This is a genomic window from Noviherbaspirillum humi (assembly GCF_900188095.1).
In the GTDB taxonomy this organism is placed as follows: Bacteria; Pseudomonadota; Gammaproteobacteria; order Burkholderiales; family Burkholderiaceae_D; genus Noviherbaspirillum; species Noviherbaspirillum humi.
Genome location: NZ_FZOT01000005.1, coordinates 36,284 through 62,653 on the forward strand (window position 1 = coordinate 36,284; position 26,370 = coordinate 62,653).

Below are 26,370 nucleotides of genomic sequence, written 5' to 3' on the forward strand. Positions count from 1 at the left end.
GCACTCATGACCAAGCCGAAAGTGTTCGTCACCCGAGCCGTTTTTCCCGATGTGCTGGAGCGCCTGTCGGCGCATTTCGACGTGGAGTGCAACCAGTCGGATCAGATATTCAGTCCAGGGGAATTGCTCGAGAAGATGCGGGACGTCGATGGCGTGTTCACCACGCCGAGCGAGCGGGTCGGCGCTCAGGAGATCGCGGCCAGCCCGCGGCTGAAGGCCATCTGCAATATGGCGGTCGGCTATAACAACATCGATCTCGATGCGGCAACGAAGGCCGGCATCCTGGTCACCAACACGCCTGACGTATTGAATGAAACCACCGCCGATTTCGCCTGGGCGCTGCTGCTGGCGGCAGCGCGGCGCGTGACCGAGTCGGAGCACTGGCTGCGCGCCGGCGAATGGAAGAAGTGGCGCTTCGACACCTTCCTCGGTGCCGACATACACGGCGCCACTCTCGGCATTCTCGGCATGGGGCGCATCGGGCAGGCGATCGCGCGACGTTCCATGGGTTTCGACATGCAGGTCATTTACCACAACCGCTCGCGCCTGGCACCGGAACTGGAGGCGCGCGCCAATAACGCGCGTTACGTGAGCAAGGAAGCGCTGCTGCGCGAGGCGGACCATCTGGTGCTGGTGCTGCCGTATTCGGCGGCGTCCCATCATGCCATCGGCGCGGCGGAACTCGATTTGATGAAGCCCACCGCCACGCTGGTCAACATTGCGCGCGGCGGCATCGTGGACGACGCCGCCCTGATCGCAGCGCTCAAGGCAGGCCGGATCGCGGCGGCGGGACTTGACGTGTTCGAGAATGAACCGGCCTTCAATCCCGATTTCCTGGCATTGTCAAACGTGGCGCTGACCCCGCATATCGCCAGCGCGTCCGAGCCGACGCGGCGAGCCATGGCCAACTGCGCCGCCGACAACCTGATCGCCGCATTGTCCGGCGCCATGCCGCCCAATCTGCTCAATCCGGCGGCCAGGGTAGCCGGATAGGTCGGTCGGCTATTGCGCCGTCAGCCTTTCAGCTCATCGATCAGGTCGACGTATTTCTGCATGGCGTCTTCCTGCGACGTGCCGCGCAGGGCATCCCAGGCATCCCACTTGAATCGGCCGACCATGTCGCTGAAGCCGGGACGCTCGCCCTGGGTGTCGCCCTCGGTGGCCTGCTTGTACAGCGCGTAGATGCGCAGCAGCGTCATGTTGTCCGGCCGCTCGGGAAGCTTCTTTGAATCGGCGAAGGCCTGGTCGAATTGTTCCTGCAAGGTCATGGCTGTCTGCTCGAAGGGGGAAGGGATTAGTTGACGGCTTTTTCCACCACGGCGCTGCCTACCGTGATGGCGCCATTGGCGACGGTGGCAGCGGTGCTGACGGCGGCCGCGCCAACCGTGATGCCGGCATTGACGGCGGTACCGGCCACCGACACGGCAGTCGTCGCCACCGAGACCGCCGAGCAACCGGCGCAGCATGCCAGCGCGATCGCGCCGGCGAAAAAACGTTTTGTAAGAATCATGAACACCACGACAAGAATGTGTGCCGCAAAGGGCGGCTTGGCGGCAGGCGCGCATTTGAGAACGGCTTGCCGCGCGGACAGTATGCCTTGAACGGCAGCGCCGTGCCAGCCAAGGCGTCTGGTTCCGCCGCGATTCCTGCGGGTGCGCAAGCGGTCTATCGCGGCGACAGCCGGGATGGACCGCTTGAAAATCAGACGCCGAGCAGCTCGACGTCGAAGATCAGCGTGGCATTCGGCGGAATGACGCCGCCGGCGCCGCGGGCGCCGTAGCCGAGGGCCGCCGGAATGATCAGGCGGCGCTGGCCGCCCACCTTCATGCCCTGCACGCCCTCATCCCAGCCCTTGATCACATGACCGGCGCCGAGCGGAAACTGGAAGGGATCGTTGCGATCCTTGCTCGAATCGAACTTGCGGCCCGGCGTGCCGTCCGGATTCTGGAGCCAGCCGGTGTAGTGCACGGTGACGTGATTGCCGGCCTTGGCTTCATCGCCGGAGCCGACGGTGACGTCTTCATATTGCAGGCCTGATGCGGTCGTGGTGGTGGACATGGGTTTCCTCTGAATGGTGGTTTGACAAGGAGCGGCATTGTATCAGCCACCCTGGCGGCTCGCCGGGCGGATGGTCAATCTGACATGCCGCCTCTGAAATCAGTTTCCTCCATTTGAGTTACAGAATTTGCACCGGCTGCGCGCGTATCAGGATTTGCTCCTGACGAAAGCGCGCCTCGAGGTCGGCGCGATATGACTGCCACCAAGGGACATCCAGCCGGTCTGCGATCACCTCGTAGATGACAATATCGTCATGCGCCGCCTGCTGGTCGCCAGGCTCCTGCCAGATGCCATGCGCCGGCACCCGGGTATATGCGGTGATGCCGCCGAAGCGGCCGACCAATTCGTCGCGCACCGCGTCGTACAGCGCCCGGGGCAGACGCTCGCCGGCATTGCCGTAGAGTGGAAGATAGATTTGGATGACCTGATTCATGGCGCGGGTAGGGGAAGCCGGAGGCTGGTCGAAGCGGCAATAGGCGGATTCTGCGCTCCCGGCGCCGCCCCGCTTTGATCTGCGCCGATGAATGTCTGCGGTCAACGGTCAAGCTTCGGAGGACGTTAGGTCGCCAGCCTTCCGCATTTTTCCTGCCGCGGCGGCACGCGTTGCAAGGCTGAATAGCGCTTTTGCATGCCATCTCGCCAATCGCTCGAACAGGCCGGTGAAAAAGCCACACCAGCTGAAGAAACCCGCCTTTCCCCGCGTTAAAATAGCCGACAGGATTCCAACCCAAGTGAGCCATATGTTTCGTCGAACCCGCCTCATTCTTTCCGCCATTTCCACATTGCTGGTCGCTGCTGCGGCCCACGCCAACGTGGTCGTCGTGCTCAACTCCCGCGATGCCAGCGTCAGCCTGCTTGATCAGAGCACGCACAAGGAAATCGGCGTAGTCCCGGTCGGCAAGGAGCCGCACCACCTGATGGCTACGCCCGACAACAAGTCGCTCATCGTCGCCAGCGCGGTCGGCAACGAACTCTTCATGCTCGATCCGAAAACCGGTCAGATCCAGAGCCGGGTGAAGGACATCGTCGACCCTTATCAGATCGGCTTCTCGCCCGACCAAAAATGGTTCATCGCCAATGCGCTGCGTCTGGACCATGTCGATATCTACAGCTACAACGGCAAGGATTTCAAGCTCGCCAAGCGGCTGCCGCTGGCCAAGCTGCCCAGCCACATGGCGTTCACCTCCGACAGCTCGACGGTGTTCGTGACCCAGCAGGGAAGCGACCAGATCAGCGCCATCGATCTCGCCACCCAGAAAGTGAAATGGACCATGCCGGTCGGCAAGCTGCCTGCCGGCATCGTCATGACGCCGGACGACAAATACCTGATGGTCGGCATCATGGGCAGCGACTATGTCGAGGTGATCGACTGGCGCACCCAGAAAACCGTCAAGCGCATCAAGACCGGCGAAGGCGCGCACAACTTCCGCGCCATGGGCGACAAGCGCCACCTGTTCGTGTCCAACCGCGTCTCCAATACCATCAACATCATCGACCAGCAGACCCTGGAGAACGTCGGCGCCATCAACGTGCCGGGCGGTCCGGACTGCATGGAGCTGACCGACGACGGCAAGACCCTGTGGGCCACGCTGCGCTGGGTGAAGAAGGTCGCCGTGATCGATGTCGCCAGCCGGAAGCTCATCAAGACCATCCCGGTTGGCCGCTCCCCGCACGGCGTGTACTTCTACAATCACGCGCCGCGCATCTGAGCGCAGCACGCATGAAACGCCGCCGCGCCGCCGCAACGCTGGCCGCCTTCCTAGCGGGCTGGATGGCGGCTGCGCCGGTCATGGCCGCCGGCGCGTCCTGCCAGGGCACCCTCTATCTCACCTTCGACACCGGCAGCCAGTCCCAGGCAGAGCTGATCGCCGCGGTGCTGAAGCGGCAGGATGTGCGTGCCACCTTCTTCCTGGCCAACGAGAAGACCGTCCGAGGCGACTACTCCCTCGATCCTTCCTGGGCGCCCTACTGGAAGGCGAGGGTGGCGGAAGGCCATGCCTTCGGCACCCATACCTTCGACCATGTCTACGCGGTGCGCGACCTGCCGGATGGCCGCATCGAAGTCAAGCCGCAGTTCGGTCCGAACGCCGGCCGCAAGCAGGCCTGGACAGCGCAGCAATACTGCGGCGAACTGCGACGCGTCGGTGAGCGCTTCACCCAGCTGACCGGCGCCGCGCTCGACCCTTTCTGGCGCGCGCCCGGCGGCAAGCTCACCCCCCAAGTCAAGGCGGCCGGCCAGGCATGCGGTTACCGCCACGCCGGCTGGGCGCCCGCCGGTTTCTCCGGCGACGAGCTGTCGAGCGACGCCTGGCCTAACGACAAGCTGCTGCAGCGAGCGCTGGCCGGCCTGAAGGACGGGGACATCTTCATGGCCCATCTCGGCATCTGGTCGCGCAAGGATCCGTGGGCACCGGCCGTACTGGAACCGCTCATCGTCGGGCTGAAGCAGAAAGGCTTCTGCTTCGCCACGCTGCGCGATCACCCCGATTTCCGTCAATGATCACGACGTCATGATTTCTACCCTTGTTGAATGGTTTGCCATCGCCCAGGGCTGGTTGTTCGAGTCCATCGTGCAGCCGGTTCTGTATCACCTTGGATTGGGCGACATCACCGAGCAGGCGTTCGAAGGCACCGAGTGGTTCCTGATCGGCCTGTGCGAGCTGGCGCTGCTGTTCATGGTGCTGCGCCCGCTGGAGTCCTGGATTCCGGTCAAGCGCGATCTCGATCCCAAGGCACGCCGCATCGACTTTCTCTACACCTGCGTCCACCGGTTGGGCGCCTTCACGCTGGCGGTATTCTTCGTTCTCGACCCGCTGTTCGATGCGATCGCCGGCCAGCTGACCCTGGTCGGCGTGACGCACTTCAATCTGGAGCAGCTTTGGCCCGGCGTGACCGACATTCCACTGGCAGCCTTCTTCATCTATCTGGTGGTGCTCGACTTCTTCGATTACTGGTACCACCGCGCCAGCCATCAGTTCAACTGGTGGTGGGGCTTGCACAGCCTGCACCACAGCCAGCGCGATCTCAACCTGTGGTCGGACAATCGCAACCACCTGCTCGACGACCTGCTGCGCGACGTGGTGATGGCAGTGATCGCGCTGATGATCGGCGTCGAGCCTTCCCAGTATGTGCTGCTGGTAATGGCTTCCCGCATGCAGCAAAGTCTGCAGCATGCGAACGTGCGCATCCATTTCGGTCCCATCGGCGAACGCCTGCTGGTATCGCCGCGCTACCACCGCATGCACCATGCGATCGGTGTCGGCCATGAGTCGAAAGGCGAGGGCTCCCTCGGCGGCTGCAATTTCGCGGTGCTGTTCCCGGTCTGGGACATCCTGTTCCGCACGGCGAATTTCGAACCGGCTTTCGTCGAGACCGGCATTCGCGACCAGCTGCCGGCGCCCGAAGGCAAGGGCCGCAATTACGGCGGCGGATTCTGGGAGCAGCAATGGCTGGGCGTCAAGCGCATGATCGAATTCGCGCGCCGCGCATCCACGTGAAGTTCGTCCGATGATGCGTCCGGTTCTCGTCGCCTTCGGCAGGGCCCTGCTGTCGCAGCTGCACTTGCGCATGCTGCTGCTCACCTTGCTGCCGTTCCTGCTATCGATCCTGGTATGGGGCGTGGCGCTGTGGCTCGGCCTGCAACCGCTGATCGACTGGCTGCAGGCATATTTCGCCGATCATGGCGGATTCCGCATCGCCGGCGACGTGCTCGGCTGGGTGGGCCTCGGCGCACTCAAGACGGTGCTGGTGCCGCTGCTGGCGATGTGGATGCTGCTGCCGCTGATGATCCTCACCGCGCTGATCTTCGTCGGCATGTGCGCCATGCCGATGATCGTGCGCCATGTCGGCGGCCGCCATTTCGCGTCGCTGGAGCGGCATCGCGGCGGCAGCCTGCTCGGCACGCTCTGGCTGTCGTCCTGGACCTTCATCGTGTTCCTGCTGCTGTGGCTAGTCACGCTCCCGCTCAGCTTCATCCCGCCATTCACCTTCCTGATCCAGCCGCTGCTGTGGGGGTGGCTGACGTCCCGGGTAATGGCCTACGATGCGCTGGCCGATCATGCCAGCGGCGACGAATTGAAGCGGCTGATGCGGCGTCACCGCTGGCCGCTGCTGGCGATCGGCACCATCACCGGCGCCATGGGAGCCGCACCGACCCTGCTGTGGATAGGCGGGGCGCTGTCGGTGATTTTCTTTCCGCTGCTGGCGGCCGGCGCCATCTGGCTCTATGTGTTGGTCTTCATTTTCACCGGCCTGTGGTTCGCCTATTACTGCCTTGAAGCCTTGCGGGCCGAGCGCGGCGCGAATCCGCCCGGCGCCGTCCCCGTCTTGAAGGACATCAACTGAAACGCCCTTGCGCAGGGTGAGGCATAATCGGTTTTTCCATTCATGCAAGGCGCACTGCGCCAACGACGAAAAACTGACATGGCTATCGGTCTCATCATCATCGGCGACGAAATCCTGTCCGGCAAACGCGCCGACAAGCACTTCCCCAAGGTGGTCGAACTGCTTTCCGCCCGTGGCCTGCAGCTCGGGTGGGCCGAATACCTGGGCGACGATCCGGCCCGCATCACGGCAGCGCTCAGGCGCACCTTCGCCAGCGGCGACATCGTGTTTTCCTGCGGCGGCATTGGCGCAACGCCCGACGACCACACCCGCCAGTGCGCCGCGGCGGCGCTCGGCGTGCCGCTGGCGCTGCATCCGGAAGCCAAGGCCAGGATTCAGGAGCGCATTCTCGACGTGGCGCGCGAGACCGGCAAGGCGCCTGATCTGGATGCGCCGGAAAATGCGCACCGCCTGAAGATGGGCGAGTTTCCGCAGGGCGCTGAAATCATCCCGAACCCGTATAACAAGATCCCGGGCTTTGCCATCCGCCAGGGCGGCGATGCCGGTCACTATTTCGTGCCAGGCTTTCCGGTGATGGCCTGGCCGATGATCGAATGGGTGCTGGATACGCATTACGCCCATCTGTTTCGCCAGGTGCCTCGCGACGAAAAGGCGGTGCTGGTGTTCGAGCAGGCGGAGTCGACCCTGACACCGCTGATGGAAGCGATCGAAGCAGAGTTCCCGCTGGTGAAGGTATTCAGTCTGCCGAGCGTGGGGGATGAACGCACCCGGCGTCATATCGAGTTGGGCGTGAAGGGCGAGCCGTCGCAAGTGCAGGCGGCCTTTGCACGCATGCTGGAAGGTTTGAACGGTTTTCATGCGGAATACCGGCCGGCCGAAGAGGGCGCCGCCCTGAAGTAGCCCACCGCTGGGCGATGCATGCTCAGGAAAAGCAAACGCCCCGCATGCGGGGCGTTTTCATTGGCGACAGCCTTGGGCTGTCAAGGCAATCCGGCTATTCGGCTATCAGGCCGTGGCCTTCTTCGGTGCGCCTTTGGCTTTGGTGGCCGGCTGGGTGAACTGGGTGACGGCGCTGTTGAGATTGGCTTCCAGGGTTTCGACCGCCTGCTTGGTGGTCTTGTTGAGCTGCTCGTAGCTTGCGCTGGCATTGCCGATCACGGATTTGATCAGTTCGACTGCGCCTTCCGATGCGGGGGCGTGCTTCGTCACTTCTTCGATCATCTCCACCACTTTGCGGCTGGTGTCGGAAATCTGCTGCTCGGCGGCCTTGGCGAACTCGGATTGGATGCCGGACGCGATGGCGGTGATCTGGCGGCCGTAGGAGAGCGCCTTTTCGGCATTCGGCTGCGCATGCGCAGCAACCACGCTCATCCACTCCTGTGCATCCTTGGCGCCGATGAGCTGCTTTGCCGCGACTCCGGCTTCCTCGAGCGAGGTTTTCGCCGCAGTCAAGTGCAGGTCGACGAATTGCTCGAAACCTTCCACCGCCTTGGCCGTCAGGGAATTGAAAGTGGCAAGTTGGAATTCGATAGTGGCTTTGGTAGCAGACGAAAACTGTTCGGGCACGGAAAACATGAATTTCTCCTTCAGGAAGGTTGAGCGGGAAGACGAGGACATCGATGCAGCCTGTGGTCACGCACTTCTTTTGATGCGGCGCACCATGCAATTCTTGTTGAAAAGTATTTATGCGTCAACAGAAATTTGTGCTCTGCATCATTGGATTCCTGAAATTTCCAGCGACCCCTGCCAGCGTTGTGCCGCCGTCTCGAAACGCACGTCCGTGCTAGAATTTTCGCAACTTGTCCATCGGCGGTTCCCTTGAAGGCCTTTTACAGCGATCACTTCGTTCTCCCTCTACCCGAAGGCCATCGCTTCCCGATGCGGAAGTATCGAATGCTGCGCGACAGCGTGCAGCAATCAATTCATGGCATCGAATTCCTCGAAGCGCCGTGCGCCACCGACGGCGTGCTGGCGCTGGCTCATCATCCTGCCTACATTGATGCCGTATCGCGCGGCTTGCTGTCGGCCGGGGAACAGAAGGCGATCGGTTTTCCCTGGAGTCCGCAGATGGTCGAGCGTTCGCGCCGCTCCACCGGCGCCACCATCGGCGCTTGCCGCGCCGCCCTGAACGAAGGCGTGGCGGTCAATCTGGCCGGCGGCACCCACCATGCTTACGCCGACCACGGCGAAGGTTTCTGCATCTTCAACGATGCTGCCGTCGCCAGCCGACTCATGCAGGCCGAGCGCCATGTGCAGCGGGTGGCGATCATTGACCTCGACGTACATCAGGGCAATGGCACGGCATCCATCCTTGCCCACGATGAGTCCGTGTTTACCCTGTCGCTGCATGGCGAACACAACTACCCCTTCTCGAAGGAACGCAGCGACCTCGACGTGGCGCTGCCGGATGGCACCGGCGACGACGCCTATCTGGCTGCCCTCGACGAAGCGCTGTCGACCTTGTTTCAGCGCTTCGATCCGCAGCTCTTCATCTATCTCGCCGGCGCCGACCCGCACGAGAACGACCGGCTCGGACGATTGAAACTGACCTTGGCCGGGCTGGCGGCGCGCGACCGGCTGGTGCTGGAAACGGCCCGCCGCCGGAGACTGCCGGTGGCCATTGCCATGGCCGGCGGCTATGGCCGCGACATCGACGGCACCGTGGCCGTTCATTTGCAGACCATACGCATAGCCGCTGAGTTTGCCCATACACCCGACCCACGCGCATGACCCGATCTTCCTCTTCTTCCGAGCCGCTCCCGGCTGCGCCGGCATCGACCGCCAAGCGCTGGGTCGCCGCCATGCCTTTTCTGTTCGTGCTGATCTGGAGCACCGGCTTCATCGTGGCCAAGTTCGGGCTGCCTTACGCGCCGCCGCTGACCTTCCTGCTGCTGCGCTTCGTCGGCGTGCTGCTGGTGCTGGCGCCGCTGGTGCTGCTGATGAAGGCGCCGTGGCCGACAGGCAGGGCATGGCATATCGCATTGGCCGGCGTCCTGGTCCAGGCCGGCTACCTGGGCGGTGTCTGGTGCGCCATCAAGATCGGCATGCCGGCCGGCCTGTCGGCGCTGATCGTCGGCATGCAACCCATCCTGACCGCCTTCGCCGCGCCCATGGTCGGCGAATCGGTGCGCGGCAGGCAATGGCTGGGCCTGGTGTTCGGCCTGGCGGGCGTGGCCCTGGTGGTGGCCAACAAGATCACGCTGATCGGCCTGTCGGCGGACAGCATTGCGCTGTGCCTGATGGCGCTGGTGTCGATCACCGTCGGCACGCTCTACCAGAAGCGGTTCTGCCCAAGCTTCGACCTGCGCACCGGGACCATGATCCAGTTCGCCGCATCATTCGTCGTGACGCTGCCGTTCGCCATGGCCTTCGAGCATCTGGACTGGGCGCTGGAAACGGTGCAGTGGACGCCGCGCTTCGTCGGCGCCCTGTTGTGGTCGGTGCTGGCGCTGTCGATCGGCGCCATCTTCCTGCTGTTTGCCCTGATCAGGAAAAGCGCCGCCACCCAGGTCAGCAGCCTGATGTACCTGACGCCGCCAACCACCGCCATCATGGCCTGGCTGATGTTCGGCGAATCCTTCAACCTGGTCGGCGCCGCCGGCATGGCGCTGGCGGTGATCGGCGTGGCGCTGGTGGTCAGAAAGCGTTGAGCAGCGGCGGCGACGCCAGCCGGGCCGGAAAAACGATAGTGAGGAGACGATGCGAGCGACACCCAACCAAAGAAGCGATTACCTGCATTTCCACCCGATCACCACCCGCTGGATGGACAACGACGCCTACGGCCATGTCAACAACGTGGTGTATTACAGCTGGTTCGATACGGTGGTGAATCAGTTCCTCGTCATCAATGGCGCCCTCGACATCGAGCGCGGCGAGGTCATCGGCCTGGTGATCGAGACCCAGTGCAATTACTTTTCCCCGGTCGCTTTTCCCGAGCGCATCGTCGCCGGCCTGCGCGTTTCGAAGCTGGGCACGTCCAGCGTTCGCTACGAGGTCGGCATCTTCCGCGACGACGAAGACGTCGCGTCGGCCCAGGGCCACTTCATCCATGTCTACGTCGACCGCGCCAGCCGCAAGCCGGTGTCCATCCCTGACCGTACCCGTCAACTGCTGCAATCCATCGAGGTCAACCGCCATGATTGAATCGCCGGAACAAAAAATCGTCGATGCCGCCATCACCTCGCGCCGCTCGATACGCGCCTTTCGCCCCGATCCGGTGGCGCGGGAAGACGTGGAAGCCATACTCGATGTGGCGGCGCGCGCACCGTCGGGCACCAACACCCAGCCGTGGAAGGTGTATGTGCTGACGGGCGCGGCGAAGGAGAGGCTGTCTGATGCGGTATTGAAAGCCCACAACGACCCGAGTTCGCCGGATGCCTTTAGCGAGGAATATCACTATTACCCGCGCAAGTGGGTATCGCCTTATATAGACAGGCGGCGCAAGGTGGGATGGGATCTGTACGGTCTGCTGGGCCTGACGCGCGACGACAAGGCCGGAATGCATGCCCAGCATGGACGTAACTACCTTTTTTTCGATGCGCCGGTCGGCATGATTTTCACCATCGACCGCATCATGGAACAGGGATCCTGGCTGGACTACGGCATGTTCCTGCAGAACATCATGGTCGCGGCTCGCGGCCGCGGTTTGGATACCTGTCCACAGGCGGCTTTCACCCAATACCACCGCATCATCGCCCGGGTACTCGACTTGCCGGATGACGAGATGGTGGTGTGCGGCATGTCGCTGGGTTTCGCCGACATGGACAAGATCGAGAACAGCCTTCGGACGGAAAGGGAGCCGGTAAGCCGATTTGCGCGCTTTGTTGAATGAGACTCAAGAGGGAGCCGAGCCGCATTATCAATACGGAAAAGTTTGCTGACGAAGATCATACATATGTTTAAAAAATTGCTCTAAGCCATTCATTTTCTTGCCTAAATTCACGCAATTTATAAACTGCAAGATATAATTCCGGCTTGCATGGATTGGGGAGGAAGTGCTGATGTTAAGGTCCGCGCTCGGTATCGTATTTTCTATTTGTTTCGTCACCGTGGCGGCACCGGTCAGCGCCGCAAGTTCCACGACGCATTCGGCCGCAAAGAAGCGCTCACATGCCGCACACAGCGCCAAGCCTGCCGCCAAGAGTGCTGCTAAAAGTACCGCCAAGGCTGCTCATCACAAGACCGTTGCGGTCAAATCCCATCGCAAGACGGCGGTCAAGCATGCAGCGGTTGCCGCTGCCGTTGCCGCACCCGCGGTCGCCACCGCAGGCGACATGGCCGGCCTGCATGCCAAGCGCGACCCGCTGGCACTGCGCTCCAACGCCGCCCTGGTCATGGACCAGAATACCGGCCAGATCCTGTTCGAAAAGAACGCCTCCGTGGCCTTGCCGATCGCCTCGCTCACCAAGCTGATGACGGCCATGGTCGTGCTGGAGGCGCGCCAGAACATGGACGAGATTCTGCAAGTCACCGATGATGATGTCGACCGCGAGCGCTTCAGTGCTTCTCGCCTGCGCGTCGGCTCGCAGCTGTCGCGGGCAAACATGCTGCATATCGCGCTGATGAGTTCGGAGAACCGGGCCGCGTCCGCACTTGGCCGTCATTATCCGGGTGGCCTGCCAGCCTTCGTGGCGGCGATGAATGCCAAGGCCAGGACGCTTGGCATGAGCGATACCCGTTACGTCGATCCGACCGGCCTTTCCAGCAACAACGTGGCTAGTGCGCGGGACCTTGCCAAGCTGGTGAATGCGGCCTATCACTTCCCGACCATCCGCGAATACTCCACCGACGACCATTATCAGGTGGACCCGGGCAAGCGGCCGATCCAGTACACCACCTCCAACCGCCTGGTGCTGAATCCGAATTGGAAGATCGGTCTGCAGAAGACCGGTTATATCAATGAAGCCGGCCGCTGCCTCGTGATGCAGGCGACCATCGAATCCCGGCCGGTGATCATGGTGTTCCTGGACTCCAAGGGCAAGGATTCCCGTATCGCCGATGCCAGCCGCATCCGCAAGTGGCTGGAGGCCTCGAAGTTTCCGATGCTTACCCAAGTCAGCGCCAAGCAGGGCTGACGCTTTTCCCAGACCGAGCCAGGGCCGCCAGAGCGGCCCTTTGCATTTGGTTGATTGATTTTGATCAATAGTTGTTCGGCGGATATTTCGCCGAGCGCATCAGCCGGTCGGCCCGCAGGAATAAAAGCCTTATATTTCAAAAGGTTAAGAAATTTTTTATTCAGACAAGAAAAAGGTGTTTCAGAACGTATTTATGGGAAAAACTTATTGTTTTGAAAGACCGTTTATTACAGAATAGCCCGGTATCCTGCAGGCAAACCGCCTGCATTCCGGCGTGCCGGCAGCCCTTGTTCATTCCGCAAGGGCTGCCGGCACGCCTATTCACTAGGATGGATAAAACATAGTGCGTTCCCCGAAAGTTCTCCTGGTCAATGATGACTCCGCAAGCCTGCTGGCTTTGACCAGTCTGCTCACCTACGCCGGCGAAGAAAGCGGGTATGAGGTCGTCGTCGCCCGCTCCGGTGAAGAGGCGCTGCGCCACGTTTTGAATCATGATTTCGCTGTCATCCTGCTGGATGTGAACATGCCCGGCATGGACGGCTTCGAAACCGCCGAGGCCATCCATTCCCATCCGCGTTCCGCTTCTGTGCCGATCATCTTCGTTACTGCCCACTATGCCGACGAGATGCACAAGCTTAAGGGTTACCAGAAGGGCGCGGTCGATTACCTGTTCACGCCCATCATTCCCAAGATCCTGCAGACCAAGGTCGCGGTCTTCGTCGAGCTGGCGAAGAAGAACCTGCAGCTGCAGCATCAGACCGAGCAGCTCGCGCAGCTCAACAGCGACCTGCAGAAGCAGCGCCAGCTTGACCTGCAAAACATCAATGAGCGCAAGCTGGCGGAGCAGGCGCTGCGCCAGTCCCGCGAAGAGCTTCGGCAGCTGGCCAGCTACCAGGACCGCATCAAGGAAGAGGAGCGCAAGCGCATCGCGCGCGAAATCCACGACGAGCTGGGGCAGAACCTGTTGGCACTGCGCATCGATGTCTCGATGCTGCATTCGCGCACCAAGGAAAGCCATCCCAAGCTGAACCGGCGAGTGCAAGCCATGCTGGAGCAGATCGATTCCACGATGAAGTCGATGCGCGCCATCATCAACAATCTGCGCCCGGTGGTACTGGACCTCGGACTGAACGCGGCAATCGAATGGCAGGTAAAGGAATTCCAGCGCCGCAGCGGCATCCCATGCACGCTATCCATGGATGAGGAAGAACTGGTGCTGGATGACAACCGTGCCACGGCGCTGTTCCGCATCCTGCAGGAGTCGTTGAACAACATCCTCCGCCATGCCCAGGCAACACGCGCCTGGGTGGAACTGCTGGAGGATGGCTCCACGCTTTCCATGAAAATTGCCGACAACGGCATCGGCATGCAAATGGTCAACCGCAAGAAGACCAACTCCTTCGGCTTGGTCGGCATGAAGGAACGCATTGCGAATCTGGGCGGCGATCTGGTAATCGACAGCGCCGAGAACCAGGGTACGGCGATCCGGGTGACCATCCCCTTCAATACGGCCGGCACATCTTTGCCCGAGCCTCAGCCGACGCCGGACGGCGCTCCCGACAAACCAGCTCTGAAGCTGGAGCCGCTGGCGGCCTTGAAGCCCGAGATCAAGCCGGCGCCTGCTGTCCGCCGCAAGCGCGAGCGCACGAGCAAGGAAAGCAATGTCGCCTGAGCGCTCGCCGCGCCCGTCCGTCCGTCTGCACGCCACCCATCGAGACTGAACTGCACCTGTCCGCATGCCGGTGAAACACCGCACCAGCCGCCTCCGGCGCACCGGCGCCACGCAGGACCGAGAACAAAAGAAGGAGAAGTACATGGAAGCCAAAGCAGCCTTGAGCGATGAGCTGGACGTAAAAGTCCTGCTGACTGCCTTGACCGCACTGAAAAAAGGGGATTTTTCCACGCGCATGCCGTCCGACTGGACCGGGCTGGCGGGCAAGGTCGCCGACACGCTCAATGACATCCTGGAAGCCAATCAGGAAATGGCGAAGGAAATCACCGACGTCAGCCGCCTGGTCGGCCGCGAAGGCCGGCTCGGCCATCGCGCTTCGGTCGGCAATATTTCCGGCGGTTGGGCAAACATCGTCAAGTCGGTCAATACCCTGATTGATGACCTGGTGCGGCCGACCACCGAGATGGCGCGCGTCATCGGCGCGGTGGCGAAGGGCGATCTGTCGCAGACCATGGCGCTCGACGTCGATGGCCGGCCGCTCAAGGGCCAGTTCCTCCTGGCCGCATCGACGGCGAACACCATGGTGCATCAGCTGTCCTCGTTCGCATCGGAAGTGACGCGGGTGGCCCGTGAAGTGGGTACCGAAGGCAAGCTCGGCGGCCAGGCCAACGTGCCTGGCGTGGCGGGCACCTGGAAGGACCTGACCGACTCGGTCAACTCCATGGCCGGCAACCTGACCTCGCAGGTGCGCAACATCGCCGACGTGACCACCGCGGTGGCCAATGGCGACCTGTCGAAGAAGATCACGGTGGACGTGCGCGGCGAGATCCTGCAATTGAAGGACACCATCAACACCATGGTGGACCAGCTGCGTTCGTTCGCCTCGGAGGTGACGCGGGTGGCCCGTGAAGTGGGTACCGAAGGCAAGCTCGGCGGCCAGGCTTATGTGCCGGGCGTGGGCGGCACCTGGAAGGACTTGACCGACAACGTGAACTTCATGGCCTCGAACCTCACCGGCCAGGTGCGGAACATTGCGGAAGTGACGACCGCCGTGGCGAACGGCGACCTGTCGAAGAAAATTACCGTCGATGTGCGCGGCGAAATTTTCGAACTGAAGAACACCATCAACGTGATGGTGGACCAGCTGAACTCCTTCGCCTCGGAGGTGACGCGGGTGGCCCGTGAAGTGGGTACCGAGGGCAAGCTCGGCGGCCAGGCGCAGGTGAAGGGGGTGGGCGGCATCTGGAAGGATCTGACCGACAACGTGAACTTCATGGCGTCCAACTTGACCGGCCAGGTGCGTAACATCGCGGAAGTGACGACCGCCGTGGCGCGCGGCGACCTTTCGAAGAAGATCACGGTGGACGTGAAGGGCGAGATCCTGGAGCTGAAGGACACGATCAACGTGATGGTGGACCAGCTGTCCTCGTTCGCGTCTGAAGTGACGCGGGTGGCCCGTGAAGTGGGTACCGAAGGCAAGCTCGGCGGCCAGGCCAACGTGCCTGGCGTGGCGGGCACCTGGAAGGACCTGACCGACTCGGTCAACTCCATGGCCGGCAACCTGACCTCGCAGGTGCGCAACATCGCCGACGTGACCACCGCGGTGGCCAATGGCGACCTGTCGAAGAAGATCACGGTGGACGTGCGCGGCGAGATCCTGCAATTGAAGGACACCATCAACACCATGGTGGACCAGCTGCGTTCGTTCGCCTCGGAGGTGACGCGGGTGGCCCGTGAAGTGGGTACCGAGGGCAAGCTCGGCGGCCAGGCTTATGTGCCGGGCGTGGGCGGCACCTGGAAGGACTTGACCGACAACGTGAACTTCATGGCCTCGAACCTCACCGGCCAGGTGCGTAACATCGCCGAGGTAACGACGGCCGTGGCGCGCGGCGATCTCTCCAAGAAGATCACGGTGGACGTGAAGGGTGAGATCCTGGAGCTGAAGAACACCATCAACGTGATGGTGGACCAGCTGTCCTCGTTCGCCTCGGAAGTGACGCGGGTGGCGCGGGAGGTGGGCACCGAGGGCAAGCTCGGCGGCCAGGCCCAAGTGGAAGGCGCCGCCGGCACCTGGAAGGACCTCACCGACAATGTGAACTTCATGGCGGCCAACCTGACCGCTCAGGTGCGCGGCATCGCCGGCGTGGTGACCGCCGTGGCGAACGGCGACCTGAAGAAGAAGCTGACGGTGGCGGCGCGCGGCGAAATCGCGGCGCTGGCCAACACCATCAACGAGATGACCGACACCCTGGCGGTGTTCGCCGACCAGGCCACCACCGTGGCGCGCGAGGTGGGCGTGGAAGGGAAGCTCGGCGGCCAGGCCAGCGTGCCGGGCGCTTCCGGTACCTGGAAAGACCTGACCGAGAACGTCAACCAGCTGGCGGCCAACCTCACCACCCAGGTGCGGGCGATCGCCGAGGTGGCGACGGCGGTGACGCGCGGCGACCTGTCGCGCTCGATCCAGGTGGAAGCGCGTGGCGAGGTGGCGGACCTGAAGGACAACATCAACGAGATGATCCGCAACCTGAAGGAAACCACCCAGAAGAACGCGCAGCAGGACTGGCTGAAGACCAACCTGGCGCGATTCACCCGCCTGCTGCAAGGCCAGCGCGACCTGGAGGCGGTGACTGCGCTGATCCTGTCGGAGCTGGCGCCGCTGGTGTCCGCCCATCACGGCGTGTTCTACATGATGGACTCCCAGGACGCCGATGCCCGCCTGCGCATGGTGGCCAGCTATGGCTACCGCCCGAGCAAGCGCGTTCCCACTTCCTTCCTGCCGGGCGAGGGCCTGGTCGGGCAGTGCGCGCTGGAGAAGATGCGCATCTGGCTCACCAACGTGCCGCGCGACTACATTGCCGTGTCGTCGGGACTTGGTTCGGCGCCGCCGACCAACATCGTGGTGCTGCCGATCCTGTTCGAGCAGCAGGTGAAGGCGGTGATCGAGATCGCTTCGCTCGACCGCTTCACCGAAACCCATCTGTCCTTCCTCGACCAGCTGATGGAATCCATCGGCGTGGTGCTCAACACCATCGAGGCCAACAGCCGCACCGAGAGCCTGCTGACCCAGTCGCAATCGCTGGCGCAGGAACTGCAGCAGACCAACCTGGAGCTGGCGGAAAAGGCGCGCCTGCTGTCGGAGCAGAACATCGAGGTGGAGCGCAAGAACCGCGAGGTGGAGCAGGCCAAGTTCGCGCTGGAAGAGAAGGCTACCCAGCTGGCGCTGTCGTCCAAGTACAAGTCGGAGTTCCTGGCCAACATGTCGCATGAGCTGCGCACGCCGCTGAACAGCCTCCTGATCCTGGCGCAGCAGCTGTCGGACAACCCGGATGGCAACCTGTCCGAGCGGCAGGTTGAATTCGCACGAACCATCTACGGATCGGGCAGCGATCTGCTGACGCTCATCAACGACATCCTGGACCTGTCGAAGATCGAGTCCGGCACGGTGACGCTGGAAGTCAGCGAGTGCCGCTTCCGCACGCTGCGCGGCTACGTGGAGCGCACTTTCCGCCACATGGCCGAAGCCAAGCAGCTGGAGTTCGACATCACGCTGGCCGATACGCTGCCGGCGGCGATGATGACCGACACCACCCGCCTGCAGCAGATCCTGAAGAACCTGCTGTCGAATGCGTTCAAGTTCACTTCCCGCGGCCGGGTTGCGATGTCGATCACCATGGCCGGCTCGGGCTGGTCGCCGGATCATCCCAACCTGGCGCAGGCCGACGGCGTGCTCGCCTTCTCGGTCGTCGATACCGGCGTGGGCATAGCCTCCGACAAGCTGCAGCTCATCTTCGAAGCTTTCCAGCAGGCCGACGGCAGCACCGCGCGCCGCTACGGCGGCACCGGCCTCGGCCTGTCGATCAGCCGCGAGCTGGCGCGCCTGCTCGGCGGCGAGATTCGGGTGGAGAGCGTGGTTGGCGTCGGCAGCACCTTCACCCTTTACCTGCCCTACAACCGCAATGGCTTCGTCAATCACGACCTCAGCCCGGCGGCGCGCTCCTTCATGGATAGCCAGCCGCGCCTGCCGATCGTGGCATCGAACGTGATCTACGCCGAAGCCGAGGGCGTCGAGGTGCTAGACCGCGTGGAAGTATCGGAAGCGGTGGTCTTCGACGAGGTCGAGATCGGCTACGATGCCTCGCTCGACGACCGCGCCGTCATCGCTCCCGACGAGCTGTCGGTTCTCATCGTGGAAGACGACATCCACTTCGCCAAGCAACTGCTGGAACTGGCCCACGAGAAGAGCTTCAAGGGCGTGATCACCTCGCACGGCGATTCGGCGCTGACGCTGGCCCGCGACTATCGTCCGGCGGCGATCTTCCTCGACATCGACCTGCCGGACATCGACGGCTTCACCGTGCTCGACCGCCTGAAGCGCGATCCCAGCACCCGGCACATTCCGGTGCACGTGATATCGCGCATGAAGGAAAGGGAACGGGCGCTGCGCCAGGGCGCGATTTCCTATCTGAACAAGCCGGTGGCGGCGGAGCGTCTGTCGGAAGAGTTCATGCGCATCCAGCAGTTCCTGGCGCGGGGCAAGCGCAACCTGCTGATCGTCGAAGATGACCCGATGCAGCGTGAGGCCACCATCGAGCTGCTTAGCAGCCCCGAGGTGAACATCGTTGCCATGGCCACCGGCGAAGAAACCCTGGCCGCATTGCAGGACCAAGCGTTTGACTGCATGGTGCTCGATCTCTCGCTGCCGGACATCGACGGCTTCGACCTGCTCGACCGCATCGCCGAAAACGAGGCATGGCGCGGACTGCCGGTGGTGGTCTACACCGCACGGGAGCTGAACCGCAAGGAAGTGACCCGCTTGCGCAAGGTGGCCAAGACCATCGTGGTCAAGGATGCGCGTTCTCCGGAACGGCTGCTGGATGAAACCGCACTGTTCCTGCATCGCGCCCACGCCAGCCTGCCGGAGAACCAGCGTCGCATGCTGGATGAAATCCACGCGGCGGACGATGATCTGGCCGGACACAAGGTGCTGATCGTGGACGACGACCTGCGCAACATCTTCGCCTTGAGCTCCGTGCTCGAGCGGCAAAAGATGAAGGTGGCGTTCGCCGAGAACGGCCGCGACGGCATCGAGGTGCTGGAACAGGACCCGAGCGTCGAGATCGTGCTGATGGACATCATGATGCCGGAAATGGATGGCTACGACACCATGCGCGCCATCCGCAGCATTCCGAAGTTCAAGTCGCTTCCCATCATCACCCTCACTGCCAAGGCGATGAAGGGCGACCGCGACAAGTGCATCGCCGCGGGCGCTTCCGACTACATCACCAAGCCGGTGGATGTGGCCCAGTTGTTGTCACTGATGCGGGTCTGGCTGCACAAGTAAGTTGGGCGCGGCCATGAAGAAAGCCGCCGCAGGCTGGGCCTGCGGCGGCTTTTGTTTTTCCGGTGGCTTGTGTTGTGCTGCTTACGCCTGCTGGGGAACGTAGCCCAGCACTTCCGAAATCTCGTTCGCGGTGCGCACCAGGTCGTCCAGCCAGTCTTCCTGCAGCCGGTCGGCGGGCGCCGAGATCGACAGGCCGGCGATCAGCTTGCCGGAATCGTCGCGGATGCCGGCAGCCATGCAGCGCACGCCGAGTTCCAGTTCCTCGTTGTCGCGCGCATAGCCGCGTGCCCGCACCAGGCTCAGTTCGCGTTCCAGCTTGGCGAGATCGGTGATCGAATTCTTGTTGTGGCCGGCCAGGCCGGTGCGGGTGGCGTAGGACCGCACCGACTTGGGGTCGTCCACCGACAGGAACAGCTTGCCCGTGGACGTCAGGTGCAGCGGCGCGCGGCCGCCGATGGCCCGAACCACCTGCATCCCGGAACGCTCGGAAAAGGCTCGGTCGATGTACACGATCTCGTCGCCCTGGCGCACCGACAGGTTGACCGTCTGGTGGGTACGGCGATGCAGGCCGCGCATGTAGTCAAGCGCCGCCTCGCGCACATTGAGCCGGCTCTTGACGATATTCCCCAACTCCAGCAGGCGCATGCCGAGGCGATAGGATCCGGCGTCGGCGCGGTCGACGAAGCGCTTGGACACCATGTCGTTGAGGATGCGGTGGGCGGTCGAAGGATGCAGTCCGGTGCTGTTGGCAAGGTCTTTCAGGCTGACGGGGTCGGGATGAGCGGCGAGGGCATCCAGCAGGGAAATCATGCGCTCGATTACTTGAATGGATGCCTGGTTATTATCGATATTCTGGTCGGCTTTCATGGTGTCAATTGTGCATTGCAATAAGTACGTTATATCACAATGTGAAAAGCAGAAAAAGCCGTATGCAAGGAAATTCACCAATGCGGCGCAAATAATTTCACTCTCGCGCCGTGGTCGTTTGCGCTTGGCGACCGCATAATACAACCTGTGAAAATGAAGACAACTGGGTTAAGGAGATTGCTCGATGCGCGTTGGCCTGTTCGTAACCTGTCTGGTTGACATGATGCGGCCGGAAATCGGTTTTTCCGCGCTGAAATTGCTGGAGTCCGCCGGCTGCGAGGTCATCGTGCCCGATACCCAGACCTGCTGCGGTCAGCCAGCTTACAGTTCCGGCGATCGGGCGGCGGCGCGCGCCCTGGCGGAGAAGTTCGTCGATGAGTTCGAGCAATTCGACTACGTGGTGATACCGTCCGGCTCCTGCGGCGGCACGGTCAAGGTGCATTACGCCGATCTGCTGTCGGACAGTCCGGCGCTGTCGGCGCGCATGGCGCGTCTGGCGCCTCGGGTGTTCGAGCTCACCGATTTCCTGCAGAACGTGCTGAAGGTGGAGCGGCTTCCCGCCTCCAATCTGCACGGCACCATCACCTATCACGATTCCTGTAGCGGCCTGCGCGAGCTTGGCGTGCAGCAGCAGCCGCGCGCCTTGCTGGAAAAAGCAGGCGTCAAAGTCACCGAGATGCGCGATGCCCGCGCCTGCTGCGGCTTCGGCGGCACCTTCGCCATCAAGTACGGCGACATCTCCGCCGCCATCGTCGACGAGAAGTGCGCCAACATCCATGACTGCGGCGCCGATGCCGTGGTGCTGGGCGACCTCGGCTGCATTCTGAACATCGAAGGCCGGCTGCGCCGCACCGGCGACGACAAGACCCGGGTGCTGCATGTGGCCCAGGTCCTCGCGGGAGACGCATGATGCAGATCCAGTCCATGCATTTCAAGGCCCGCGCCGGCGAGAAGCTGGCCGACAAGCGCCTGCAGCAGAACCTGAAGAAGCTGTCGACCAAGTTTGTGGTCGGCCGGGCCAGCGCCATCACCGAACTCGATGATTTCGAGGGCACGCGCGATGCGGCCATCGAGCGCCGCATGCGCGCCATCGAAAACCTCGATGTCTGGCTCGAGGTTTTCGAGAAGGAAGCGGCGCGGCGCGGCGCCACCGTGCTGTTCGCCGAGAGCGCCGAGGACGCCTCCCGGCTGGTGGTGGAGATCGCGCAGAAGCATGGCGTGAAGAAGGCGATCAAGTCCAAATCGATGGTGTCGGAAGAGATGGCGCTGAACAAGGCGCTGGAAGCGGCGGGCGTGCAGCCTGTCGAGACCGACCTCGGCGAGTACATCCTCCAGATCAACGACAACGAGGCGCCGTCCCACATCATCGCGCCGGTGGTGCACAAGGACAAGGAAGAGATTTCCGACCTGTTCGCCCGCGTGCACAACAAGCCGCGCCTGACCGACATTCCCGAGATGACGCGCGAGGCGCGCGAGATGCTGCGGCCGCACTTCCTGTCGGCCGACATGGGCATCACCGGCGGCAACTTCATCATCGCCGAAAGCGGTTCGGTGGCAGTGGTCACGAACGAAGGCAATGAAGGCATGTGCACCGTCATGCCGCCCAAGGTGCATGTGGTGGTGACCGGCATCGAGAAGGTGCTGCCGACGCTGGAGGACTTCGCCACCGTCATGCGGCTGCTGCCGCGCTCGGCGACCGGCCAGTCGATCTCCAATTACGTGTCGCTGCTGACCGGTCCGCGCGGCGCGGGCGACGTGGACGGCCCCGAGCACATGTACTTCGTGCTGGTCGATGGCGGCCGCACCGGCCTGGTCGGCACCGAGTTCCAGGAGATGCTGCGCTGCATCCGCTGCGGCGCCTGCATGAATCATTGCCCGGTGTACCAGAAGATCGGCGGCCACAGCTATGGCTGGGTCTATCCCGGCCCGATGGGCAGCGTGCTGACGCCGTCCTATGCGGGCATCGACAAGGCCATCGACCTGCCGCAGGCGTCGACGCTCTGCGGCGAATGCCATGTCGTGTGCCCGGTGAAGATTCCGCTGCCCGACCTGCTGCGCAAGCTGCGCGAGAAGCAGGTGGCCCAGCACCTGCGGCCAGGGATGGAACGCATCGGCCTGACGGTGTGGGCTTTCTTCGCCAAGCGGCCGCGCCTGTACCGGCTGGCGACCAAGGTCGGGGTGCGGGTGCTGCGCATGCTCGGCAACGGCAAGACGATTTCAAAGCTGCCGGTGGGCGCAGGCTGGACCGATTACCGGGAAATGCCGGCGCCGAGCGGCAAGACCTTCCGCGAACTGTACCGGGAAAGGCGTTGATGGAAGAGCCGGTCCAGATCAGCGAGTTCAAGAGCCGGAGCGGCTTCAAGCGCATTGTCGCCGCCTTTTTCTATTCCATCGAGGGCTTGCGCACCGCCTGGAAGAGCGAACATGCCTTCCGCCAGGAACTCTTCCTCGGCATCCCGGCGGCGCTGCTGGCGCTGCTGCTGCCGTTAAGCGCGCTCGAAAAGCTGGCGCTGATCGCGGTGCTGTTGCTGGTGCTGATCGTCGAACTGATCAACTCCGCGATCGAGGCAGTGGTGGACCGGATTTCCCTCGAACGTCATGCGCTGTCGAAGAACGCCAAGGATTTCGGCAGCGCGGCGGTGGCGCTGGCGCTGCTGCTGGCTGCGCTCACCTGGGGCGTGATCCTGTTTCCGCTGCTGGCACGCTGACGCTTTCCGACGCTGCATGAAAAAAGCGCCGAACGGCTGGGCCGTCGGCGCTTTTTTCATTGGATCGACGCGGGTTGTACTTACTTCTTCTGGTAGATCTTGTCGAACTCGCCGCCGTCGTCGAAGTGCTTCTTCTGCGCCGCCTTCCAGCCGCCGAAGACTTCATCCACGGTGAACAGGCTGATCGGCTTGAAGGTCGACTCGTATTTCTTGAACACCGCCGTGGAGCGCGGACGGAAGTAGTGCTTGGCAATGATTTCCTGGGCCGGTTCGGTGTACAGGAATTGCAGGTAGGCGGTGGCCTGCTTGCGGATGTTCTTGCGGTCGACCACCTTGTCCACCACCGACACCGGCGATTCCGCCAGGATGGAAGCGGAGGGGTAGACCACTTCGAAGTTGTTGCCGAATTCCTGGCGCACCAACTGGACTTCATTCTCGAAGGTCACCAGCACGTCGCCGATCTCGCGCTGCGTGAAAGTGGTCGTGGCCGCGCGGCCGCCGCCGTCCAGCACCGGGACGTTCCTGAAGATCTTTTCCACCAGTTCACGCGCCTGGGCTTCATTGCCGCCCTTCTTGATCACCGATCCCCAAGCGGCGAGATAGGTGTAGCGGCCGTTGCCGGTGACTTTCGGATTCGGGATGACGACCTTCACATCCGGCTTGGCGAGGTCGGTCCAATCCTTGATGCCCTTGGGATTGCCCTTGCGGGTCAAAAAGACCATGGTGGAGTAGAAGGGCGCCGAGTTGTTCGGCAGGCGCTTCGCCCAGTCCTGGGGTACCAGGCCGCGATCGGCGAGGAAGTCGATGTCGTTAGCCTGGTTCATCGTCACCACCGAGGCTTCCAGGCCATCGGCGACTGCGCGCGCCTGCTTGCTGGAGCCGCCGTGGGACTGGTTGATGACGAGGGTCTCGCCGGTATTCTTCTTCCAGTCGGCGATGAAGGCCGGGTTGATGTCCTTGAACAGTTCGCGAGCGACATCATAGGACACGTTGAGCAGGGTGGTGTCTGCTTTGGCCGGCGCGGCGGCGAACAGCGAGATCGAAGCAAGCGCGGCAACGGTGACGCCGCTCAGACGCTTCAGGAGAGAAGGGGCAGAGGAAAACGTGCCGGCGGCATGCCGGGCGACTGCATCAGACATAAGGACTCCTTTTTCTTGGCTCATGATTCATCGTTATTTCCATCCCTCGTTCATGGGATGACGGGTTAAGCGGATATTACCCTTTTTTCACCATTCGGCTTCCGGTCAACCGATTCAGTCCTTGGCGCGCTACGTGCTTTACCGAAACTGCATGCACCTGGAACAGGCGGGCGCGAACCGGCTGCCGTGTTTCCAACCTGGCTAGCCATGCCGTCAAGCCTGTTGCTTGTACGCGCCGCCGACTCGGGTGCGTCATGCAGAGCTTCGAAATTTGCACTACATTTCAGGTTGATGACAGTCAGAAACCCGATCTTTGCCAGCGCAGGTTTGCACTGCGTTGTGCCGAAGGACGGCGGACGGGCTGAAGCAGTCGCAAGCATGGCGCCGCATAGGCGCGCCTCACGGTGGATGAAGATTGAAGATGAAGATCGAGATTCGCGCAGCCCGGGCTGAAGACGCCGAGACCGCATGTGACGTCATGCGGCGCTCCATCCTTGAATGCTGCGTAGATGACCATCATCACGATCAGACGCTGCTCGCCGCCTGGCTGGGCAACAAGACGCCCGAGATGGTGCGGACGTGGTTCGACGCCTCGCCCAACATCTGCATGGTGGCGACGCACGACGACGTCGTGCAGGGCGTGGCCGCCATGTCCCGTGCCGGCAAGATCTGCGTCGTCTACATCGCGCCCGAAAGCCGCTTTCAAGGGATGGGCAGCGCGCTCATCGCCGCGCTCGAGGCGCGCGCCCTGGAACTGGGCGTCCGCAATCTGCACGCCGCCAGCACCTCCAATGCCCGCACCTTTTTCGCCCGCCACGGCTTCATCGAAGCCGGCACGGTGGAAACGCCTTACGGCTTGCAGGCAATTTCCTTTTCCAAGCAACTACCGCTCAGCGCCGTCAGGCGCTGCCCCTGCGGCGCGGCCGCTGCCTGATTCGACGCCGTACTTTCCGGCCTCCGTCGCGGCGTCCGCTTTCCATATGCGCTAGCTGCATATGGTTTGTCGAAATCATTCGTTCTGTTTCCGAACCGGCTTCTTTACTCTCTTCCCAACAACGACACCTTTGGGAGAAGAACAATGCTGTTGAAGAAGCTCATCCACTCCGCCATCGCGCTTTCCATTGCCGCTTCCGCCGTTCCGGCATGGGCAGCCGATGTTTCGCTGCTTAACGTCTCCTACGACCCGACCCGCGAACTGTACCAGGACGTGAACAAGGCTTTCGCCAAGCAGTGGAAAGCCAAGAGCGGCGACAACGTCACCATCAAGCAGTCGCACGGCGGTTCCGGCAAGCAGGCGCGCTCGGTCATCGACGGCCTCGATGCCGACGTGGTGACGCTGGCCCTGGCCTATGACATCGACGAGATCGCCGAGCGCGGCCTGACCGCGAAGGATTGGCAGAAGCGCCTGCCGCACAACAGCGCGCCTTACAACTCGACCATCGTGTTTCTGGTGCGTAAGGGCAATCCCAAGGGCATCAAGGATTGGCCCGATCTGGTGAAGCCCGGCGTGGCGGTCATTTCTCCGAATCCGAAGACATCCGGGGGCGCACGCTGGAATTACCTCGCCGCCTGGGGCTACGCCCTCAAGCAACCGGGCGGCAGCGAAGCCGCGGCCAAAGAGTTTCTCACCAAACTCTTCAAGAACGTGCCGGTGCTCGATTCCGGCGCGCGCGGCGCCACCACCACCTTCGTCGAGCGCGGCATCGGCGACGTGCTGATTGCTTGGGAAAACGAAGCGCTGCTGGCCATCAAGGAACTGGGGCCGGAGAAATTCGAGATCGTGGCACCGCCCCAGAGCATCCTGGCCGAGCCGCCGGTAGCGGTGGTGGACAAGGTGGCTGACCGTCGCGGCACCCGAAAGGTCGCCGACGCCTATGTGCAATATCTCTATACCGACGAAGCGCAGGAGATCGCGGCGAAGAATTACTATCGGCCGATTTCGGAGACGGTCGGAAAGAAATACGCCAACCAGTTCCCGAAGGTGAAACTGTTCACCATTGATGAGGTGTTCGGCGGTTGGGCCAAGGCGCAGAAAGCGCACTTCGCCGATGGCGGCTCCTTCGACCAGATCTATCAACCAGGCAAAAAATAATCCGCTATCGGTACTAGATTGTGGGTGGTTCCCGCGCGCCGGACCGGCATTCGACGCCGGTCCGGCGCGTTTTTG

At 62.6% G+C, this 26,370-nt stretch carries 27 protein-coding genes; 19 read left to right on the plus strand and 8 right to left on the minus strand.

The window, feature by feature from the left end:
• Positions 1–6: 6 nt before the first annotated feature.
• On the plus strand, positions 7–993 hold the full coding sequence (locus CHB88_RS10070; RefSeq protein ID WP_089399202.1) for a 2-hydroxyacid dehydrogenase: 987 nt from the start codon (positions 7–9) through the stop codon (positions 991–993).
• A gap of 20 nt (positions 994–1,013) precedes the next feature.
• On the opposite strand, the gene CHB88_RS10075 is transcribed toward CHB88_RS10070, so the two are convergent.
• From CHB88_RS10075 to CHB88_RS10090, 4 genes are all read right to left on the minus strand, one after another.
• Positions 1,014–1,268: an acyl-CoA-binding protein gene (locus CHB88_RS10075; RefSeq protein ID WP_089399203.1), complete on the minus strand. Its 255-nt coding sequence runs from the start codon at positions 1,266–1,268 to the stop codon at positions 1,014–1,016.
• Positions 1,269–1,294: 26 nt separating this feature from the next.
• Positions 1,295–1,510, minus strand: coding sequence for a hypothetical protein (locus CHB88_RS10080; protein ID WP_089399365.1), 216 nt, complete (start codon positions 1,508–1,510; stop codon positions 1,295–1,297).
• A 191-nt stretch (positions 1,511–1,701) separates the two neighbouring features.
• Complete coding sequence (locus tag CHB88_RS10085; protein ID WP_089399204.1) at positions 1,702–2,058, minus strand: FKBP-type peptidyl-prolyl cis-trans isomerase; 357 nt, start codon at positions 2,056–2,058, stop codon at positions 1,702–1,704.
• Positions 2,059–2,176: 118 nt separating this feature from the next.
• On the minus strand, positions 2,177–2,491 hold the full coding sequence (locus CHB88_RS10090; RefSeq protein ID WP_089399205.1) for a hypothetical protein: 315 nt from the start codon (positions 2,489–2,491) through the stop codon (positions 2,177–2,179).
• 307 nt (positions 2,492–2,798) lie between these two features.
• On the opposite strand from CHB88_RS10090, the gene CHB88_RS10095 reads away from it, so the two are divergent.
• The 5 genes from CHB88_RS10095 to CHB88_RS10115 all read left to right on the plus strand — a co-directional run bounded on the left by CHB88_RS10095 (position 2,799) and on the right by CHB88_RS10115 (position 7,302).
• Positions 2,799–3,767 carry a YVTN family beta-propeller repeat protein gene (locus tag CHB88_RS10095; RefSeq protein ID WP_089399206.1) on the plus strand — a complete coding sequence of 323 codons (969 nt, stop codon included), beginning with the start codon at positions 2,799–2,801 and terminating at the stop codon, positions 3,765–3,767.
• A 62-nt stretch (positions 3,768–3,829) separates the two neighbouring features.
• Complete coding sequence (locus CHB88_RS10100) at positions 3,830–4,558, plus strand: polysaccharide deacetylase family protein (protein ID WP_245844901.1); 729 nt, start codon at positions 3,830–3,832, stop codon at positions 4,556–4,558.
• Positions 4,559–4,568: 10 nt separating this feature from the next.
• Positions 4,569–5,555 carry a sterol desaturase family protein gene (locus CHB88_RS10105; protein WP_089399208.1) on the plus strand — a complete coding sequence of 329 codons (987 nt, stop codon included), beginning with the start codon at positions 4,569–4,571 and terminating at the stop codon, positions 5,553–5,555.
• Positions 5,556–5,568: 13 nt separating this feature from the next.
• Positions 5,569–6,402, plus strand: coding sequence for an EI24 domain-containing protein (locus CHB88_RS10110; RefSeq protein WP_089399366.1), 834 nt, complete (start codon positions 5,569–5,571; stop codon positions 6,400–6,402).
• Positions 6,403–6,480: 78 nt separating this feature from the next.
• The gene (locus CHB88_RS10115; protein WP_089399209.1) at positions 6,481–7,302 is read left to right on the plus strand and encodes a competence/damage-inducible protein A; all 822 of its coding nucleotides are present in this window, start codon (positions 6,481–6,483) and stop codon (positions 7,300–7,302) included.
• A 105-nt stretch (positions 7,303–7,407) separates the two neighbouring features.
• Here CHB88_RS10115 and CHB88_RS10120 read toward each other — a convergent pair whose 3' ends face one another.
• Positions 7,408–7,977: a phasin family protein gene (locus CHB88_RS10120; protein WP_089399367.1), complete on the minus strand. Its 570-nt coding sequence runs from the start codon at positions 7,975–7,977 to the stop codon at positions 7,408–7,410.
• Here CHB88_RS10120 and CHB88_RS24385 point away from each other — a divergent pair.
• From CHB88_RS24385 to CHB88_RS10140, 5 genes are all read left to right on the plus strand, one after another.
• Positions 7,976–8,224, plus strand: coding sequence for a hypothetical protein (locus tag CHB88_RS24385; protein WP_143131209.1), 249 nt, complete (start codon positions 7,976–7,978; stop codon positions 8,222–8,224). The genes CHB88_RS10120 and CHB88_RS24385 overlap by 2 nt on opposite strands.
• Positions 8,221–9,132, plus strand: coding sequence for a histone deacetylase family protein (locus CHB88_RS10125; RefSeq protein ID WP_089399210.1), 912 nt, complete (start codon positions 8,221–8,223; stop codon positions 9,130–9,132). The genes CHB88_RS24385 and CHB88_RS10125 overlap by 4 nt, the downstream gene beginning before the upstream one ends.
• Positions 9,133–9,203: 71 nt before the next feature.
• Positions 9,204–10,052: a DMT family transporter gene (locus tag CHB88_RS10130; RefSeq protein ID WP_245844902.1), complete on the plus strand. Its 849-nt coding sequence runs from the start codon at positions 9,204–9,206 to the stop codon at positions 10,050–10,052.
• Positions 10,053–10,101: 49 nt separating this feature from the next.
• Positions 10,102–10,545 carry an acyl-CoA thioesterase gene (locus tag CHB88_RS10135; protein WP_089399212.1) on the plus strand — a complete coding sequence of 148 codons (444 nt, stop codon included), beginning with the start codon at positions 10,102–10,104 and terminating at the stop codon, positions 10,543–10,545.
• Complete coding sequence (locus CHB88_RS10140) at positions 10,538–11,233, plus strand: nitroreductase (RefSeq protein ID WP_089399213.1); 696 nt, start codon at positions 10,538–10,540, stop codon at positions 11,231–11,233. The genes CHB88_RS10135 and CHB88_RS10140 overlap by 8 nt, the downstream gene beginning before the upstream one ends.
• A 27-nt stretch (positions 11,234–11,260) precedes the next feature.
• Here CHB88_RS10140 and CHB88_RS25580 read toward each other — a convergent pair whose 3' ends face one another.
• Positions 11,261–11,566 carry a hypothetical protein gene (locus tag CHB88_RS25580; protein WP_245844911.1) on the minus strand — a complete coding sequence of 102 codons (306 nt, stop codon included), beginning with the start codon at positions 11,564–11,566 and terminating at the stop codon, positions 11,261–11,263.
• Between CHB88_RS25580 and pbpG the strand changes: the two genes are divergently transcribed.
• From pbpG to CHB88_RS10155, 3 genes are all read left to right on the plus strand, one after another.
• The gene (gene pbpG / locus CHB88_RS10145; protein ID WP_245844904.1) at positions 11,451–12,476 is read left to right on the plus strand and encodes a D-alanyl-D-alanine endopeptidase; all 1,026 of its coding nucleotides are present in this window, start codon (positions 11,451–11,453) and stop codon (positions 12,474–12,476) included. The genes CHB88_RS25580 and pbpG overlap by 116 nt on opposite strands.
• Before the next feature lie 343 nt (positions 12,477–12,819).
• Positions 12,820–14,148 carry an ATP-binding response regulator gene (locus CHB88_RS10150; protein ID WP_089399215.1) on the plus strand — a complete coding sequence of 443 codons (1,329 nt, stop codon included), beginning with the start codon at positions 12,820–12,822 and terminating at the stop codon, positions 14,146–14,148.
• Between the two features lie 142 nt (positions 14,149–14,290).
• The gene (locus CHB88_RS10155) at positions 14,291–19,489 is read left to right on the plus strand and encodes a HAMP domain-containing protein (protein ID WP_089399368.1); all 5,199 of its coding nucleotides are present in this window, start codon (positions 14,291–14,293) and stop codon (positions 19,487–19,489) included.
• A gap of 81 nt (positions 19,490–19,570) precedes the next feature.
• On the opposite strand, the gene CHB88_RS10160 is transcribed toward CHB88_RS10155, so the two are convergent.
• On the minus strand, positions 19,571–20,356 hold the full coding sequence (locus CHB88_RS10160; RefSeq protein WP_089399216.1) for an IclR family transcriptional regulator: 786 nt from the start codon (positions 20,354–20,356) through the stop codon (positions 19,571–19,573).
• Between the two features lie 184 nt (positions 20,357–20,540).
• Between CHB88_RS10160 and CHB88_RS10165 the strand changes: the two genes are divergently transcribed.
• From CHB88_RS10165 to CHB88_RS10175, 3 genes are read left to right on the plus strand one after another with little or no spacing between them, the layout of a single operon-like run.
• Positions 20,541–21,266: a (Fe-S)-binding protein gene (locus CHB88_RS10165; protein ID WP_089399217.1), complete on the plus strand. Its 726-nt coding sequence runs from the start codon at positions 20,541–20,543 to the stop codon at positions 21,264–21,266.
• Positions 21,266–22,669, plus strand: a complete 1,404-nt coding sequence (locus tag CHB88_RS10170; protein WP_089399369.1) for a LutB/LldF family L-lactate oxidation iron-sulfur protein — start codon at positions 21,266–21,268, stop codon at positions 22,667–22,669. The genes CHB88_RS10165 and CHB88_RS10170 overlap by 1 nt, the downstream gene beginning before the upstream one ends.
• The gene (locus tag CHB88_RS10175) at positions 22,669–23,064 is read left to right on the plus strand and encodes a diacylglycerol kinase (RefSeq protein WP_089399218.1); all 396 of its coding nucleotides are present in this window, start codon (positions 22,669–22,671) and stop codon (positions 23,062–23,064) included. Before CHB88_RS10170 ends, CHB88_RS10175 begins: the two co-directional genes overlap by 1 nt.
• 80 nt (positions 23,065–23,144) lie before the next feature.
• On the opposite strand, the gene CHB88_RS10180 is transcribed toward CHB88_RS10175, so the two are convergent.
• The gene (locus CHB88_RS10180; RefSeq protein WP_089399219.1) at positions 23,145–24,203 is read right to left on the minus strand and encodes a sulfate ABC transporter substrate-binding protein; all 1,059 of its coding nucleotides are present in this window, start codon (positions 24,201–24,203) and stop codon (positions 23,145–23,147) included.
• A 421-nt stretch (positions 24,204–24,624) separates the two neighbouring features.
• On the opposite strand from CHB88_RS10180, the gene CHB88_RS10185 reads away from it, so the two are divergent.
• Together CHB88_RS10185 and CHB88_RS10190 are read left to right on the plus strand one after the other, a co-directional pair.
• Positions 24,625–25,137 (plus strand): GNAT family N-acetyltransferase, encoded by a 513-nt coding sequence (locus CHB88_RS10185; protein WP_089399220.1) that lies wholly within the window; start codon positions 24,625–24,627, stop codon positions 25,135–25,137.
• Between the two features lie 144 nt (positions 25,138–25,281).
• Entirely contained in the window at positions 25,282–26,295 is a 1,014-nt protein-coding gene (locus CHB88_RS10190) for a sulfate ABC transporter substrate-binding protein (protein ID WP_089399221.1), read from the plus strand.
• Positions 26,296–26,370: the final 75 nt, after the last annotated feature.

What these genes read in the sequence shown, in the direction of transcription:
- CHB88_RS10070 (WP_089399202.1), top strand. Translation starts at nt 7, where the DNA reads ATGACCAAGCCGAAAGTGTTCGTCACCCGAGCCGTTTTTCCCGATGTG.
- CHB88_RS10075 (WP_089399203.1), bottom strand. Translation starts at nt 1,268, where the DNA reads ATGACCTTGCAGGAACAATTCGACCAGGCCTTCGCCGATTCAAAGAAG.
- CHB88_RS10080 (WP_089399365.1), bottom strand. Translation starts at nt 1,510, where the DNA reads ATGATTCTTACAAAACGTTTTTTCGCCGGCGCGATCGCGCTGGCATGC.
- CHB88_RS10085 (WP_089399204.1), bottom strand. Translation starts at nt 2,058, where the DNA reads ATGTCCACCACCACGACCGCATCAGGCCTGCAATATGAAGACGTCACC.
- CHB88_RS10090 (WP_089399205.1), bottom strand. Translation starts at nt 2,491, where the DNA reads ATGAATCAGGTCATCCAAATCTATCTTCCACTCTACGGCAATGCCGGC.
- CHB88_RS10095 (WP_089399206.1), top strand. Translation starts at nt 2,799, where the DNA reads ATGTTTCGTCGAACCCGCCTCATTCTTTCCGCCATTTCCACATTGCTG.
- CHB88_RS10100 (WP_245844901.1), top strand. Translation starts at nt 3,830, where the DNA reads ATGGCGGCTGCGCCGGTCATGGCCGCCGGCGCGTCCTGCCAGGGCACC.
- CHB88_RS10105 (WP_089399208.1), top strand. Translation starts at nt 4,569, where the DNA reads ATGATTTCTACCCTTGTTGAATGGTTTGCCATCGCCCAGGGCTGGTTG.
- CHB88_RS10110 (WP_089399366.1), top strand. Translation starts at nt 5,569, where the DNA reads ATGCGTCCGGTTCTCGTCGCCTTCGGCAGGGCCCTGCTGTCGCAGCTG.
- CHB88_RS10115 (WP_089399209.1), top strand. Translation starts at nt 6,481, where the DNA reads ATGGCTATCGGTCTCATCATCATCGGCGACGAAATCCTGTCCGGCAAA.
- CHB88_RS24385 (WP_143131209.1), top strand. Translation starts at nt 7,976, where the DNA reads ATGAATTTCTCCTTCAGGAAGGTTGAGCGGGAAGACGAGGACATCGAT.
- CHB88_RS10120 (WP_089399367.1), bottom strand. Translation starts at nt 7,977, where the DNA reads ATGTTTTCCGTGCCCGAACAGTTTTCGTCTGCTACCAAAGCCACTATC.
- CHB88_RS10130 (WP_245844902.1), top strand. Translation starts at nt 9,204, where the DNA reads ATGCCTTTTCTGTTCGTGCTGATCTGGAGCACCGGCTTCATCGTGGCC.
- CHB88_RS10135 (WP_089399212.1), top strand. Translation starts at nt 10,102, where the DNA reads ATGCGAGCGACACCCAACCAAAGAAGCGATTACCTGCATTTCCACCCG.
- CHB88_RS10140 (WP_089399213.1), top strand. Translation starts at nt 10,538, where the DNA reads ATGATTGAATCGCCGGAACAAAAAATCGTCGATGCCGCCATCACCTCG.
- CHB88_RS10155 (WP_089399368.1), top strand. Translation starts at nt 14,291, where the DNA reads ATGGAAGCCAAAGCAGCCTTGAGCGATGAGCTGGACGTAAAAGTCCTG.
- CHB88_RS10160 (WP_089399216.1), bottom strand. Translation starts at nt 20,356, where the DNA reads ATGAAAGCCGACCAGAATATCGATAATAACCAGGCATCCATTCAAGTA.
- CHB88_RS10165 (WP_089399217.1), top strand. Translation starts at nt 20,541, where the DNA reads ATGCGCGTTGGCCTGTTCGTAACCTGTCTGGTTGACATGATGCGGCCG.
- CHB88_RS10170 (WP_089399369.1), top strand. Translation starts at nt 21,266, where the DNA reads ATGCAGATCCAGTCCATGCATTTCAAGGCCCGCGCCGGCGAGAAGCTG.
- CHB88_RS10175 (WP_089399218.1), top strand. Translation starts at nt 22,669, where the DNA reads ATGGAAGAGCCGGTCCAGATCAGCGAGTTCAAGAGCCGGAGCGGCTTC.
- CHB88_RS10180 (WP_089399219.1), bottom strand. Translation starts at nt 24,203, where the DNA reads ATGTCTGATGCAGTCGCCCGGCATGCCGCCGGCACGTTTTCCTCTGCC.
- CHB88_RS10185 (WP_089399220.1), top strand. Translation starts at nt 24,625, where the DNA reads ATGAAGATCGAGATTCGCGCAGCCCGGGCTGAAGACGCCGAGACCGCA.
- CHB88_RS10190 (WP_089399221.1), top strand. Translation starts at nt 25,282, where the DNA reads ATGCTGTTGAAGAAGCTCATCCACTCCGCCATCGCGCTTTCCATTGCC.